Genomic DNA, 13,991 nt, shown 5'->3' on the forward strand with positions numbered 1-13,991 from the left:
TGTCATTCCTTTTTGTTATGTATGTAGCACAGAGAATAACCCTGTATAATGGCGCAGTCGAGCTAAGCGTCTGAGACTTGCCTTTTTGCCGCGTGCTTAGTACTTTTTGCGGCGTTATCAGAGGAGAAACCGATGGAAAAGAACCTGGCTAAACTATCCCAGGAGGAGATGGACAAAGTGAATGTCGATCTCGCCGCGGCGGGCGTTGCGTTTAAAGAACGCTACAATATGCCGGTGGTTGCCGATTTAGTCGAAAGAGAACAGCCCGAACATCTGCGCGGCTGGTTTCGCGAACGTCTGATTGCCCATCGACTGGCCTCCGTTTCGCTCTCTCGCCTGCCCTATGAACCGAAACAGAAATAATTCCCGTCCCCTGCGGACATCCGAGTTGGCAAGACCCGCGTGTTGCATTACGCTGGTTTCTTTGGCCTGGAGCGAGCCATGCTGCGCGTAATCGATACAGAAACCTGCGGATTGCAGGGAGGCATTGTTGAAATCGCCTCGGTTGATATTGTCGACGGACAAATTACCAATCCCATGAGCCATCTGGTTCGCCCCGACCGCCCCATCAGTCCGCAGGCGATGGCGATTCACCGTATCACCGAAGAGATGGTCGCCGATAAGCCGTGGATCGAGGAGATTGTGCCGCTGTATATGGGCAGTCCGTGGTATGTCGCCCATAACGCCAGCTTTGACCGTCGGGTGTTGCCAGAGATGCAGGGCGAATGGATCTGCACGATGAAGCTGGCGCGCCGCCTGTGGCCAGGCATCAAGTACAGCAATATGGGGCTATATAAGTCGCGCAAGCTCAGCGTCACGACGCCACCGGGACTGCATCATCACCGGGCGCTTTATGATTGCTATATCACCGCCGCCCTGCTGCTCGATATTATCAACACCTCCGGCTGGACGCCTGAGGAAATGGCGACCATTACCGGCCGGCCGGCGCTACTATCCACCTTTACCTTCGGCAAATATCGCGGCAAGCCGGTTTCCGAGGTTGCGGAAAACGATCCCGGCTATTTACGCTGGCTGTTTAATAACCTGGAGCGCATGAGCCCCGAGCTGCGCCTGACGCTGAAGCACTATCTCGGGGAGTAACCGGCGCTATACCTCCGCCTGGCCCGGCAGCGTCCCCTGCGCCAGGCCAATCAGAAACGCAAACTCCAGCGCCACGCCTTCATAGCTTTTGAAGCGTCCGGATTTACCGCCGTGGCCGGAATCCATATCGGTACAGAGCAGCAGCAGGTTATCGTCCGTTTTTAGCTCGCGCAGTTTTGCCACCCATTTTGCCGGCTCCCAGTATTGAACCTGCGAATCATGCAGGCCCGTGGTAACCAGCAGATGCGGATACGCCTGAGCCTGCACGCCGTCGTACGGGCTGTAGCTTTTCATATAGCGGTAATACTCTTCATCCTGCGGATTCCCCCACTCCTCAAACTCACCGGTGGTTAGCGGAATCGACTCATCGAGCATGGTGGTGAGGACATCGACAAAGGGAACCTGGGCTACCACGCCGTGGAAAAGCTCCGGCCGCTGGTTCACCGCCACGCCCATCAGCATGCCGCCGGCGCTGCCGCCCATGCCGTAGCAAAAGCGCGGATCGCCATAGCCCTGAGCCAGCAGCGCATCGCAGACGTCGAGATAATCGTTGAAGGTGTTCTTCTTGCACAAAAACTTTCCGTCTTCATACCACTGCTGGCCCAGTTCGCCGCCGCCGCGAATATGGGCGATAGCGAACACAAAACCGCGGTCGAGCAAGCTCAGGCGGCTGGCGCTGAAATCCGCATCCATGCTTGCGCCATAGGAGCCGTAGCCGTACACCAGCAGTGGACTGGCGCCTTTACGGAAATGTTCATGACGGTAGACCAGCGAGACCGGGACTTCGACGCCGTCGCGGGCTTTAATCCACAAATGCTCGCTGCGATAATGGCTGGCATCAAACCCTTTGACTTCCTGCTGTTTTAGTACCCGCCGCTCGCCGGTATTCATATCCAGTTCAAATAGCGTATCCGGCGTCGTCATGGAGGAGTAGCCGTAGCGCAGACGAGCGGTTTCCGGCTCTGGATTATAGGCAAGCCAGGTCACATAGGCCGGATCGTCAAAGGCAATGCCCTGGGACTCTCTTGTTTTACGATTGATCTGCCGCAGGCTGGTCAGCCCCCGCTGGCGCTCTTCCACAACCAGCCAGTCGGTAAACAGAGTAAATCCTTCCAGCATCACTTCCTGACGCGGCGCGATCAGGGTCTCCCACTGCTGCTCATCGCGCAGGGTAGTGCGATAAAGGCCGAAGTTTTTCCCTTCACGGTTGGATCGCAGATAAAAAGCGTGCTGATAGTGATCGAGGCTATATTCATGGTCTTTGCGCCGCGGTAGAAAACAGACCGGCTCGGCGTCGGTCATTTCCGCGTTAAGCAGCAGCACTTCGCTGGTGGTCGCGCTGGCCAGATAAATCACCACAAACTGCTGGGAAGTCGTCTTGTGTACGCTGACGTAAAATGTATCGTCCTGCTCTTCATACACCAGAACATCCGCACTGGCCGGTGTGCCCAGGCGATGGCGCCAGACCTGATACGGCAGCAGCGTGGTAGGATGCTTACGCACGTACCACAGGGTCTGCGAATCATTACTCCAGGCAAAATCAGGCGAGACGTTCTCAAGAACTTCCGCAAATTCATCGCCGTCGTTTAAAGGGTAGAAGCGCAGGCTATATTGCCGGCGGGAGAGATAGTCTTCCGCCACCGCCATCATGTTGTTGTCAGGAGAAACCCCTAACCCCCCGAGGGTGTAGAATTCGCTGCCGGCCGCGCGCTGGTTACCGTCAAGCAGGACCTCCCATTCATCCCACTCTTCTTTTACGACCGGCTGGCGTTGATAAATCGCATACTCGCAGCCAGGCTCATAGACCTGACGGTAACGATAGCCATTTTTGCTATAGGGGGCCGACACTTCGCGCTGCGGAATACGGTCGATAATCTCCTTGAGTACCCTGTCCTGCAGGCTACTTTGCGAAGACATCACTTTTTTACCGTACTCATTTTCCTGGCGCAGATAATCAAGCACTTCCGGCTGTGCGCGATCGTCATCGCGCAGCCAGTAGTAATTATCGATTCGCGTGTCGCCATGTAATGTCATGGCATGGGGGATCCGTTTCGCTTTTGGTGGCATCTGCTTATTCTTCTGCGGCTTGTATTGAGTACTAAAATTTTCAGGCTGCTTCACAGCAGCCTGAAGGGTGACGTGACTACACAATATATAAGGGTGGCAAAAGTCGCCAGCGATGCAAGCGAAACGTGCGGATTTAGAGCGTTACGGCCTGTTTTTGCGCCTGGATATCCCGTTCGATATCTTCACGCACTTCCTGCGGGAGCTTCAGCGCTTCGCCGAGGGCGTTCAGGTAGCTGCGTTCCATAAAGTGGTCAATATCAATGACCGCGCAGCTGATATAGTAAACTTCCAGCGCCTCTTGCTCGCTGCTGATACCCTGCGCCAGGCTCTGCGGGTCGAGGGGCTGCGCCAGCGCCTGGTCAATTAACACCCGCCCCTGCACGTCAACGTTCGCCGCGCGCAGCTGCGCTTCAATATTTGCCCGCTCGCGTTCGTCAATATGCCCATCGCTTTTAGCAGCGAAGACCAGCGCCATAATCAGCCTTTCGCTGCGGGCATCAAGTTCGGCTGGCGCGGAGGACGCCGCAGGTGCGGGCGTGGGCGCCGCCGATGTCTGCTGCCCGCTGGTACGCAATTTCTGCTGATATTTATTCCACAATACGCTGCCTGCAACCGCGCCGCCGCCGACCAGCAGCGCACCGGTGCCGTATTTGGCTAACAGCTTGCGCGATGATTTGCTGGCAACCAGCAGCCCGGCCAGGCCGCCAAGCGCGCCGGGCAGCAGGAAGTCTTTGCCGCGTGACCGATCGTCAGATGAAGAAGATTGCCCTTGCTGACCCAGCAAAGACTGTAGTTGATTAAGCCAGTTAGCCATACATTTCCTCGTTGCGCGATAAGCGATACCACCAGCCTAAACGACGCGGCGTCAGGAAACGTTATCGGCAGCTAAAGATGAGCAAATGTCGCGCCGGGCGCGCGGCGCGGGAGCCAACCGCCAGAACGAGTGGCGGCGGCAGCATGGCTCAGGCGGCTTTCGCTTTGCGCGGCCTGGCCGGTGCCGAGGCTGCCGATTCGACGACCTCTTCGGGTTTGTCACCCTCTTCTGCTTCTTCTGCGCGCGCGGCTGGCGCATCGGCGCTGCCCTCAGCTTCCGGCAGCTTACCGGAACGCAGAATATGGTTGAGGGTGTCTTTGCGCTCGGCAAGCCACATCGCCATGCTATCGCGCTGCTCTTCATCGAGCGTAAGCGGGCACTCAACCAGCCAGTCGTTCAGTACTTCCGCCAGATCGAGCATTTTGTCGTAAGCATCGGCCTCTTTTTTGCTGGCAAAAGACATTTTTTCCTCACCTTCACGAATCACTACATATTTAATTTCAACCGCCATGATGCAGCCTCTCAGTACTGTGTTTTTATACAGTATATCAAATTTCTTCCGCGAACTCAAATGATGCACATAAAGACATGCGCAAACGTTTTCGTTTATAATGCGGCGCATGTTTTTTTACTGCGGAAGAGAGTTATGACTGTATTAGGTACGGCGCTGCGCCCTGCGGCAACAAAGGTTATGCTGTTAGGTTCCGGCGAGCTGGGTAAAGAAGTGGCCATCGAATGCCAGCGTCTGGGAATTGAGACCATCGCCGTCGATCGTTACCCTGATGCGCCGGCCATGCAGGTCGCGCACCGCTCACACGTCATTAATATGCTGCACGGCGAAGCCTTACAAGCGCTGATTGAACTGGAAAAGCCTGACTTTATCGTGCCGGAAATCGAGGCCATCGCCACCGATACCCTGGTGGCGCTGGAACAGGCCGGGCAAAAAGTCGTCCCTACCGCGCGCGCGGCGAAGCTCACCATGAACCGTGAAGGGATCCGCCGCCTGGCCGCTGAGGAACTGAAGCTGCCGACCTCCGCCTACCGTTTTGCCGACAGCGAATCCACCTTCCGCGAGGCCGTCGCCGAGACAGGACTGCCGTGCATCGTCAAGCCGGTAATGAGCTCATCGGGAAAGGGCCAGAGCTTTATTCGTACCCACGAACAGCTGGCTGAGGCCTGGCAGTATGCGCAGCAGGGCGGCCGTGCCGGGGCCGGTCGCGTTATCGTTGAAGGCGTGGTGAATTTTGATTTTGAAATTACCCTTCTCACCGTCAGCGCCGTGGACGGCGTGCACTTCTGCGCGCCGGTCGGCCACCGCCAGGAAGATGGCGACTATCGTGAATCCTGGCAGCCGCAGCAGATGAGCGCGCTGGCGCAGGAACGCGCGCAGGACATCGCCCGTCAGGTGGTGCTGGCGCTGGGCGGTTACGGCCTGTTCGGCGTTGAGCTATTCGTCTGCGGCGATGAGGTGATTTTTAGCGAAGTCTCGCCGCGCCCGCACGATACCGGTATGGTCACACTGATTTCGCAGGATTTATCCGAGTTCGCCCTGCACGTCCGCGCCTTCCTCGGCCTGCCGATTGGCGCGATTCGCCAGTACGGCCCGGCGGCCTCTGCGGTCATTCTGCCGCAGATGAGCAGCCAGAACGTCACCTTCAGCAACCTCCAGGCAGCGGTCGGCGCGGGTCTGCAGCTGCGTCTGTTCGGTAAGCCGGAAATTGACGGTTCACGTCGCCTGGGCGTAACGCTGGCGATAGCCGATAACGTCGAAGAAGCGGTTGCGCGGGCTAAAGCGGCGGCTTCAGCGGTCGTCGTCGAAGGATAAAAAAAGCCCGGTCGCATGGACTGCAGACCGGGCCTCGGGTAAGCGCGCGAAGATTACTTCGCGCCTTCTACCGCTTCACGAGCCAGTTTGGTGATACGGTCGTAATCACCGGCTTCCAGCGCATCCGCCGGAACCAGCCAGGAACCGCCGATGCACAGTACGCTGTTCAGCGCCAGATAATCGCGATAGTTTGCCGGAGAGATGCCGCCAGTCGGGCAGAAACGAATGTGCGCGAACGGGCCACCAATCGCCTGCAGCGCTTTCACGCCGCCGTTCGCTTCAGCCGGGAAGAATTTGAACTCTTTCAGGCCATACTGCATACCCAGCATCAGCTCGGATACGGTGCTGATCCCCGGGATCAGCGGAATGGTGCCTTCGCCGGTCGCCGCTTTCAGCAGAGATTCGGTCAGGCCCGGGCTGATAGCAAACTGCGCGCCCGCTTCGGTCACTTCTTTCAACTGCTCAACGTTGGTGACGGTCCCGGCACCGACGATCGCTTCCGGGACTTCTTTGGCGATTGCGCGGATAGCGTCCATCGCACACTCGGTACGCAGGGTGACTTCCAGTACGCGTACGCCGCCTGCAACCAGCGCTTTCGCCATTGGCACAGCGTGTTCCAGCTTTTTCACCACGATTACCGGTACAACCGGGCCGGAGGTGAGGATTGCTTCTGCAGTTGTTTTCCAGTTTTTCATCAGATTTTCTCTCGCCAGATCTATAAATCGAATCGTCTTAAAAATTGATGCAGGTTGCGCCCTGTTCAGCTCCGGAGAGTTTCTCACGCAGCGCACCGAACATTTCCCGGCCGGTTCCCACACGCGAACCGCTCAGGTCAGGAATATGGGGCTGACGCGCGGCCAGCTCAGCGTCATCGACCATCAGCGTTAGCTCGCCCGTCTGACCATTGACGCGGATGATATCGCCATCGCGTACCTTCGCCAGCAGGCCACCATCGTACGCCTCAGGCGTCACGTGGATTGCCGATGGTACTTTGCCTGACGCGCCGGAGAGTCGACCATCGGTCACCAGCGCGATTTTGAAACGGCGGTCCAATAATACACCAAGTGGCGGCATAAGTTTATGTAATTCTGGCATGCCGTTCGCTTTTGGCCCCTGATGGCGGACGACAACCACGCAATCTTTGTCGAGCAGGCCCGCTTCAAAGGCAGGCAGCACATCATGCTGGCTCTCGAAGACGACCGCCGGGGCTTCTATAATCTGGTTTTCAACCGGCACGGCGGAAGTTTTCATCACCGCGCGGCCGAGATTGCCGCTCAGGACTTTGGTGCCGCCGTGGCGAGAGAACGGTTTGTCAAAGGTGGCGATAACCTGTTCGTCCAGCGGAGCGGTCGCCCCTTCGCGCCAGTCAAGTTCGCCGTTATTAAGCCAGGGCTCCAGGGTGTAGCGAGAGAGGCCGAAGCCGGCCACGGTGTGAACATCTTCATGCAGCAGTCCGCCTTTCAGCAGTTCGCGAACCAGCACCGGTACCCCGCCAGCCGCCTGGAAGTGGTTAATATCCGCCGGGCCGTTCGGGTAGAGACGCGCCAGCAGCGGCACCACGTCAGAGAGATCGGAGAAATCATCCCAATTGATGATGATCCCCGCCGCCCGCGCCATGGCCACCAGGTGCATGGTGTGGTTGGTGGAGCCGCCGGTTGCCAGCAGCGCGACAATCCCGTTAACCACCACTTTTTCATCAAACATTTTGCCCAGCGGCATCCACTCATTACCGTTGCCGGTCAGACGAGTCACCTGGCGGGCGGCGGCGGCGGTCAGCGCTTCGCGCAGCGGCGCATCCGGATGCACAAATGACGATCCGGGCAGCTGCATCCCCATAAACTCAACCACCATCTGGTTGGTATTGGCGGTGCCGTAGAAGGTGCAGGTGCCAGGCGCATGGTAAGACGCAGCTTCGGACTCCAGCAGCGCCATACGATCCACTTTGCCTTCCGCATACAGCTGGCGAATGCGCACTTTTTCTTTATTTGCCAGGCCACTGGCCATCGGACCGGAAGGAATAAAGATAGACGGCAGATGGCCGAAGGAGAGCGCAGCCATCGCCAGGCCGGGAACAATTTTATCGCAGACCCCGAGATAGAGCGCGCCGTCAAACATGTTGTGCGACAGACCAATCGCCGCGGACATGGCAATCACTTCGCGGCTGAGCAGCGACAGCTCCATTCCGTCCTGTCCCTGCGTAACGCCATCACACATCGCCGGAACGCCCCCTGCGACCTGGCCTACCGCGTTCGCGGAGTGCAGCGCTTTGCGAATAATCTCCGGATAGCGCTCATAGGGCTGGTGGGCGGAAAGCATATCGTTGTAGGAGGTGATGATAGCGATGTTATTGCGCAGCATGCTTTTCAACGAGGCTTTGTCATCCGCCTGGCAGGCGGCGAAACCGTGGGCCAGGTTACCGCATGCCAGCTGGGCGCGATGAACGGTGTCAGTTTTGGCCTGGTTAATCCGCGCGAGGTAGGCTTCGCGGGTAGCGCGCGAACGTTCGATGATGCGATTTGTTACCCGTAACATTTCAGAATTCATAAAGGCTCCTCAAATTTCATCTGTCCGGCCGCAGCGCTTTAGCGGTACTTTTTGGGACTCAAGGCACAAGTACTGGGGCTCAGGGGCAAAATATCTGCAGCCAGTGTAATAAAAAAAGCCCCGGGGGTGAATCCTCCGGGGCTTAAAAGATTAAAAATTACGCGACTTGCTGCGTCAGATCATGTTACCGGTAAAATAACCCTGACGGAGGAGCTGGCGATTACTCAAATTCATTCCACGAACGACCATCGCGGGTGATCATCGCCACGGAGGCAACCGGCCCCCAGGTGCCCGCCTGATAAGGTTTCGGCGAATCGCGATCGGCAGCCCAGGCTTCGGTGATAGAATCGACCCACTTCCACGCCTCTTCCACTTCGTCGCGACGGACGAACAGCGCCTGGATACCGCGCATGGTCTCCAGCAGCAGACGCTCATAGGCATCCGCCAGATGGGTTTGATTAAAGGTTTCTGAGTAGCTCAGATCCAGCTTGGTGATTTGCAGATTGTGCTTATGGTCAAGGCCAGGAACTTTATTAAGTACCTGAATATCCACCCCTTCATCCGGCTGCAGACGAATGGTCAGCTTATTCTGCGGCAGCTCTTGCCAGGTCTCTTTGAACAGGTTGAGTTCCGGCGTTTTAAAGTACACCACAACTTCAGAACACTTGGTCGGCAGACGTTTACCGGTGCGCAGGTAGAACGGTACGCCCGCCCAGCGCCAGTTGTCGATATCGACGCGGATGGCCACGAAAGTTTCCGTATGGCTGGATTTATTCGCCCCCTCTTCTTCGAGGTAGCCAGGCACTTTTTTGCCCTGCGCGAAGCCTGCGGTGTACTGACCACGCACCGTTTTTTCACGCACGTTGGTGCGGTCGATGCGGCGCAGAGATTTCAGCACCTTCACTTTTTCATCGCGAATGCTGTCGGCGCTCAGATCCGACGGCGGGGACATGGCGATCATGCACAGGATCTGCAGCAGGTGGTTCTGGATCATGTCGCGCATCTGCCCGGCCTGATCGAAGTAGCCCCAGCGACCTTCAATGCCTACCTCTTCCGCTACGGTGATCTCAACGTGATCGATGGTGCGGCTATCCCAGTTATTGACGAACAGCGAGTTAGCAAAGCGCAGCGCCAGCAGGTTCAGCACCGTCTCTTTACCCAGATAATGGTCGATGCGATAGACCTGGCACTCCTCGAAGAACTCGCCCACCCGATCGTTAATCTCGCGGGACGTTTCAAGCGAGGTACCCAGCGGTTTTTCCATCACCACGCGGGCCGGCTTGGCGTTCAGCTTCGCTTCGCCCAGGCCTTTACAAATCGCGCCGAAGGTACTTGGCGGCATGGCGAAATAGTTGATCGTCACCCGCTCTTTCTGATCGAGCATTTTGCCCAGACGAGTAAACGCTTTGGTATCGTTGACATCCAGGTTACAAAAATCCAGACGCCCGCTCAGGGTCTCCCACAAACCTTCATCAATTTTCTCCTTCATGAAGGTTTCCATCGCTTCACGCACTACCTTGGTGTAAGCGTCTTTATCCCAGTCGGCACGCCCGACGCCGATGATGCGGGTATCAGGGTGGATCTGGCCAGCTTTTTCAAGCTGATACAGGGAAGGCAGCAATTTACGTCGCGCCAGGTCACCCTTCGCGCCGAAAATGACCAGATCGCATGCCTGGGCCGTTTGCGTTACCGCCATGTCATTCTCCTTAGTTGATAGCCCGGTGCTTATGCCAGGCTATAGTTGTATTTGTAATTTTCTTTCACTGCATCGTACTGTGTTTACGAATTTCCCGAAACCCTCCGCTCCCGTTCCCGCGGCTAAATCGCACAGGGAGGAAAATATGGGCTGAGTTTTTGGGCATGCGGCTAGTATTGTTCGTTGTTTCGACCGATTATCAGTTAGTAAAATACGACTCTGATCATGTAATGAAAAAAAACAACATATTTTAAAGTCATTCCTCACCGTTTCCGACTACGGAGGGGTATATTCTTGCTAAAACGCCTGATGATTTCACCCATTAATGAAATCGTTTCCATTGATGAGCGCCTGATTACCCATGAATATGCTGGAAAAAATCCAGTCCCGACTGGAACACCTTAGCAAATCTGAACGCAAAGTGGCGGAAGTCATTCTTGCAACCCCCGCGCAGGCCATTCATTCAAGTATTGCTGCCCTGGCGCTGGAAGCCGGCGTCAGCGAGCCTACGGTCAACCGTTTCTGCCGCAGTCTGGAAACCCGCGGTTTCCCGGATTTCAAACTGCATCTGGCGCAAAGCCTGGCGCACGGTACCCTCTATGTTAACCGCAACGTCGATGAAGACGACAGCGTTGAGTCCTATACGGGTAAGATATTTGAATCGGCTATGGCCAGTTTAGATCAGGTCCATCATTCTCTCGATATGTCAGCGATCAACCGGGCAGTGGACCTTCTCACTCAGGCCAAGAAAATCGCCTTCTTCGGCCTGGGCTCATCGGCAGCCGTCGCCCACGATGCGATGAACAAATTTTTCCGCTTTAATGTGCCGGTGATTTATTCCGACGACATCGTCCTGCAACGCATGAGCTGTATGAACTGTAATGACGATGACGTGGTGGTGATTATTTCGCATACCGGCAGGACCAAAAGCCTGGTAGAGCTGGCGCAGCTGGCGCGCGAAAATGATGCGATGGTGATCGCCATTACTTCGCCGGGCACCCCGCTTTCCCGCGAGTCGACGCTGGCCATTACGCTGGATGTCCCGGAAGATACCGATATCTATATGCCAATGGTTTCCCGCTTAGCGCAGCTGACGGTGATTGACGTACTGGCAACCGGCTTTACCCTTCGTCGGGGAGCGAAATTCAGAGATAACTTGAAGAGGGTCAAGGAAGCGCTGAAGGAATCGCGCTTTGATAAAGAGCTCAGCTTACACAGTAATGACCAATAAAAGTAGAAACAAAGCAGTATCCTATTACAACGTCGGTAATGTTCCGGTATAGCGACTTTGCTCGCTGGCGTTACCGAATCCATGTTCACGCAACACCAAAGTTGTTTCAGTCAACGGAGTATTACATGTCCAGAAGGCTTCGCAGAACCAAAATCGTTACCACCTTAGGCCCGGCTACCGATCGCGATAACAACCTTGAAAAGGTTATCGCCGCAGGCGCTAACGTGGTACGTATGAACTTCTCTCACGGCACCGCGGAAGATCACCAGCTCCGTGCGGATAAAGTCCGTGAGATTGCGGCAAAACTGGGCCGTCATGTCGCTATTCTCGGTGACCTTCAGGGGCCGAAAATTCGCGTCTCTACCTTCAAAGAAGGCAAAATTTTCCTCAATATCGGTGATAAATTCCTGCTCGACGCGAACCTGGGTAAAGGCGAAGGCGATAAAGAAAAAGTCGGCATCGATTATAAAGGCCTGCCGGCTGACGTGGTTCCTGGCGATATCCTGCTGCTGGACGACGGGCGCGTGCAGCTGAAAGTCCTGGAAGTTCAGGGCATGAAAGTGTTCACCGAAGTCACCGTCGGCGGACCATTGTCTAACAACAAAGGTATCAACAAGCTGGGCGGTGGCCTCTCTGCCGAAGCGCTGACTGAAAAAGACAAAGCAGACATCATCACCGCCGCCAAAATCGGCGTCGACTATCTGGCCGTCTCCTTCCCGCGCTGCGGCGAAGACCTGAACTACGCGCGTCGTCTGGCGCGCGATGCGGGCTGCGATGCAAAAATCGTGGCCAAAGTAGAGCGTGCGGAAGCGGTATGCGATCAGGACGCGATGGATGACGTGATCCTGGCCTCCGACGTTGTCATGGTAGCCCGCGGCGACCTCGGCGTAGAAATTGGCGACCCGGAGCTGGTCGGCATCCAGAAAGCATTAATCCGCCGCGCTCGTCAGCTCAACCGCTCGGTCATTACCGCGACGCAGATGATGGAGTCGATGATCACCAACCCTATGCCAACCCGCGCCGAAGTGATGGACGTGGCGAACGCCGTGCTGGATGGTACCGACGCCGTCATGCTGTCTGCAGAAACCGCCGCGGGCCAGTATCCGTCTGAGACCGTTGCCGCGATGGCGCGCGTTTGCCTTGGCGCGGAAAAAATCCCCAGCCTCAACGTCTCCAAACACCGTCTGGACGTTCAGTTCGATAATGTTGAAGAAGCCATTGCGATGTCGGCTATGTACGCGGCGAACCACCTCAAGGGCGTCACTGCTATCATTACCATGACGGAATCCGGGCGTACCGCGCTGATGACTTCCCGTATTAGCTCCGGCCTGCCGATTTTCGCGCTGTCTCGCCACGAGCGTACGCTGAACCTGACTGCGCTGTATCGCGGCGTGACTCCGGTTTATTTCGATAGCGCAAGCGACGGCGTCGCCGCCGCGCACGACGCGGTAACGCTGCTGCGTGATAAAGGCTATCTGGTGACCGGTGACCTGGTAATCGTCACTCAGGGCGACGTAATGAGCACCATCGGCAGCACCAACACCACCCGTATTCTGACCGTCGAGTAATTTGCTGCGCCATAAAAAAACCTGCCGGCAGTTGTCGGCAGGTTTTTTTTTTTGCCCGCAGCGTCTACGCGGACTATTTCTTCTTCGGATACAGCTCTTTGCGCTTGTACGGTTCGATTTCGCCGGGTTTGCGCGTTTTGAGTAGTTTAAGGATCCACGTATACTGCTCGGTATGCGGCTTAACGAAAATCTCTACCTCTTCATTCATCCGCCGGGCAATGGTATTGTCGTCCGCTTCCAGCAGATCGTCCATCGGCGGGCGCACCAGCACCGTCAGGCGATGCGTTTCGCCATCGTAAACCGGGAACAGCGGGACAACCCGGGCGCGACATACTTTCATTAAACGACCAATTGCCGGGAGCGTCGCCTTGTAGGTGGCAAAGAAATCAACAAATTCACTGTGTTCGGCCCCGTGATCCTGATCCGGCAGATAGTAGCCCCAGTATCCCTGACGTACCGACTGAATAAAGGGTTTGATGCCGTCGTTGCGCGCGTGCATACGACCGCCGAAACGACGACGCACGGTATTCCAGACGTAATCGAATACCGGGTTGCCCTGGTTATGAAACATCGCCGCCATTTTTTGCCCGCCGGACGCCATCAGCATCGCCGGGATGTCCACTCCCCAGGCATGAGGAACCAGGAAGATAACTTTCTCGTTGTTGCGCTGCATCTCATCGATAATTTCTTTGCCCTGCCAGTCGACGCGGGAAAGAATCCGCTGCGGATCGCGTAGGCCTAACTCGGCCATCATCACCATCGCCTGCGGCGCGGAGGCATACATGGCATCAATTATTTCTTCACGTTCCTGCTCGCTTTTTTCCGGAAAGCAGTACAGCAGGTTAATTTGCGCCCGGCGGCGCGAACTCTTTGCCAGACGACCAACAAAACGCCCCAGTTTACCCAGGATCGGATCGCGGAAAGACGCGGGCGTCAGGGCAATGGCGCCGAAGGCAAAAACGCCGAACCACGCGCCCCAGTAGCGCGGCAGTAAAAAGGATTTTTCAAATTTTGGAATAAACTCAATATTATTTTTTTTCGTTTCCATGCCCAATCCGCAGAATTTCCGCTCAGTAAAGATAATGGGTTAGTTTAGCGATACGTGGAGTAACGTACAAAAGAAAAAGCCGGCGCGCAGAAGGCAC

At 56.2% G+C, this 13,991-nt stretch carries 12 protein-coding genes; 5 read left to right on the plus strand and 7 right to left on the minus strand.

The window, feature by feature from the left end:
• Positions 1-132 precede the first annotated feature (132 nt).
• Together HMPREF3178_RS27520 and exoX are read left to right on the plus strand one after the other, a co-directional pair.
• Positions 133-363, plus strand: a complete 231-nt coding sequence (locus HMPREF3178_RS27520; RefSeq protein WP_004103351.1) for a DNA polymerase III subunit theta — start codon at positions 133-135, stop codon at positions 361-363.
• Between the two features lie 78 nt (positions 364-441).
• A complete protein-coding gene (gene exoX, locus HMPREF3178_RS27525) occupies positions 442-1,101 on the plus strand; it encodes an exodeoxyribonuclease X (RefSeq protein ID WP_004103360.1) in 660 nt (219 codons plus the stop codon).
• Between the two features lie 6 nt (positions 1,102-1,107).
• On the opposite strand, the gene ptrB is transcribed toward exoX, so the two are convergent.
• The 3 genes from ptrB to HMPREF3178_RS27540 all read right to left on the minus strand — a co-directional run bounded on the left by ptrB (position 1,108) and on the right by HMPREF3178_RS27540 (position 4,493).
• The gene (gene ptrB, locus HMPREF3178_RS27530; protein WP_016808307.1) at positions 1,108-3,168 is read right to left on the minus strand and encodes an oligopeptidase B; all 2,061 of its coding nucleotides are present in this window, start codon (positions 3,166-3,168) and stop codon (positions 1,108-1,110) included.
• A 133-nt stretch (positions 3,169-3,301) separates the two neighbouring features.
• The gene (locus HMPREF3178_RS27535) at positions 3,302-3,982 is read right to left on the minus strand and encodes a tellurite resistance TerB family protein (RefSeq protein ID WP_017145641.1); all 681 of its coding nucleotides are present in this window, start codon (positions 3,980-3,982) and stop codon (positions 3,302-3,304) included.
• 148 nt (positions 3,983-4,130) lie between these two features.
• A complete protein-coding gene (locus tag HMPREF3178_RS27540) occupies positions 4,131-4,493 on the minus strand; it encodes a YebG family protein (protein ID WP_017145640.1) in 363 nt (120 codons plus the stop codon).
• 135 nt (positions 4,494-4,628) lie between these two features.
• Between HMPREF3178_RS27540 and purT the strand changes: the two genes are divergently transcribed.
• On the plus strand, positions 4,629-5,807 hold the full coding sequence (purT, locus tag HMPREF3178_RS27545) for a formate-dependent phosphoribosylglycinamide formyltransferase (protein ID WP_004113777.1): 1,179 nt from the start codon (positions 4,629-4,631) through the stop codon (positions 5,805-5,807).
• Positions 5,808-5,860: 53 nt separating this feature from the next.
• On the opposite strand, the gene HMPREF3178_RS27550 is transcribed toward purT, so the two are convergent.
• The 3 genes from HMPREF3178_RS27550 to zwf form a co-directional block, all read right to left on the minus strand.
• The gene (locus HMPREF3178_RS27550; RefSeq protein WP_004103368.1) at positions 5,861-6,502 is read right to left on the minus strand and encodes a bifunctional 4-hydroxy-2-oxoglutarate aldolase/2-dehydro-3-deoxy-phosphogluconate aldolase; all 642 of its coding nucleotides are present in this window, start codon (positions 6,500-6,502) and stop codon (positions 5,861-5,863) included.
• A 37-nt stretch (positions 6,503-6,539) separates the two neighbouring features.
• Positions 6,540-8,351: a phosphogluconate dehydratase gene (edd, locus tag HMPREF3178_RS27555; protein ID WP_004103369.1), complete on the minus strand. Its 1,812-nt coding sequence runs from the start codon at positions 8,349-8,351 to the stop codon at positions 6,540-6,542.
• Between the two features lie 220 nt (positions 8,352-8,571).
• Positions 8,572-10,047: a glucose-6-phosphate dehydrogenase gene (gene zwf, locus HMPREF3178_RS27560; protein WP_004103371.1), complete on the minus strand. Its 1,476-nt coding sequence runs from the start codon at positions 10,045-10,047 to the stop codon at positions 8,572-8,574.
• A gap of 361 nt (positions 10,048-10,408) precedes the next feature.
• Here zwf and HMPREF3178_RS27565 point away from each other — a divergent pair, with 361 nt between their 5' ends.
• Together HMPREF3178_RS27565 and pyk are read left to right on the plus strand one after the other, a co-directional pair.
• On the plus strand, positions 10,409-11,278 hold the full coding sequence (locus HMPREF3178_RS27565; protein ID WP_004103378.1) for a MurR/RpiR family transcriptional regulator: 870 nt from the start codon (positions 10,409-10,411) through the stop codon (positions 11,276-11,278).
• Positions 11,279-11,403: 125 nt separating this feature from the next.
• A complete protein-coding gene (pyk, locus tag HMPREF3178_RS27570; protein WP_004103379.1) occupies positions 11,404-12,846 on the plus strand; it encodes a pyruvate kinase in 1,443 nt (480 codons plus the stop codon).
• A gap of 73 nt (positions 12,847-12,919) precedes the next feature.
• Here pyk and lpxM read toward each other — a convergent pair whose 3' ends face one another.
• Positions 12,920-13,894 carry a lauroyl-Kdo(2)-lipid IV(A) myristoyltransferase gene (lpxM, locus tag HMPREF3178_RS27575; protein WP_004103380.1) on the minus strand — a complete coding sequence of 325 codons (975 nt, stop codon included), beginning with the start codon at positions 13,892-13,894 and terminating at the stop codon, positions 12,920-12,922.
• Between the last annotated feature and the right edge of the window lie 97 nt (positions 13,895-13,991).

It is taken from the genome of Klebsiella sp. HMSC09D12 (genome assembly GCF_001808475.1).
Classification (GTDB): Bacteria; Pseudomonadota; Gammaproteobacteria; order Enterobacterales; family Enterobacteriaceae; genus Klebsiella; species Klebsiella oxytoca.

Coding starts and splice junctions, on each gene's coding strand:
- pyk (WP_004103379.1), top strand. CDS start 11,404: ATGTCCAGAAGGCTTCGCAGAACCAAAATCGTTACCACCTTAGGCCCG.
- ptrB (WP_016808307.1), bottom strand. CDS start 3,168: ATGCCACCAAAAGCGAAACGGATCCCCCATGCCATGACATTACATGGC.
- HMPREF3178_RS27540 (WP_017145640.1), bottom strand. CDS start 4,493: ATGGCGGTTGAAATTAAATATGTAGTGATTCGTGAAGGTGAGGAAAAA.
- purT (WP_004113777.1), top strand. CDS start 4,629: ATGACTGTATTAGGTACGGCGCTGCGCCCTGCGGCAACAAAGGTTATG.
- HMPREF3178_RS27520 (WP_004103351.1), top strand. CDS start 133: ATGGAAAAGAACCTGGCTAAACTATCCCAGGAGGAGATGGACAAAGTG.
- zwf (WP_004103371.1), bottom strand. CDS start 10,047: ATGGCGGTAACGCAAACGGCCCAGGCATGCGATCTGGTCATTTTCGGC.
- lpxM (WP_004103380.1), bottom strand. CDS start 13,894: ATGGAAACGAAAAAAAATAATATTGAGTTTATTCCAAAATTTGAAAAA.
- exoX (WP_004103360.1), top strand. CDS start 442: ATGCTGCGCGTAATCGATACAGAAACCTGCGGATTGCAGGGAGGCATT.
- HMPREF3178_RS27550 (WP_004103368.1), bottom strand. CDS start 6,502: ATGAAAAACTGGAAAACAACTGCAGAAGCAATCCTCACCTCCGGCCCG.
- HMPREF3178_RS27535 (WP_017145641.1), bottom strand. CDS start 3,982: ATGGCTAACTGGCTTAATCAACTACAGTCTTTGCTGGGTCAGCAAGGG.
- edd (WP_004103369.1), bottom strand. CDS start 8,351: ATGAATTCTGAAATGTTACGGGTAACAAATCGCATCATCGAACGTTCG.
- HMPREF3178_RS27565 (WP_004103378.1), top strand. CDS start 10,409: ATGAATATGCTGGAAAAAATCCAGTCCCGACTGGAACACCTTAGCAAA.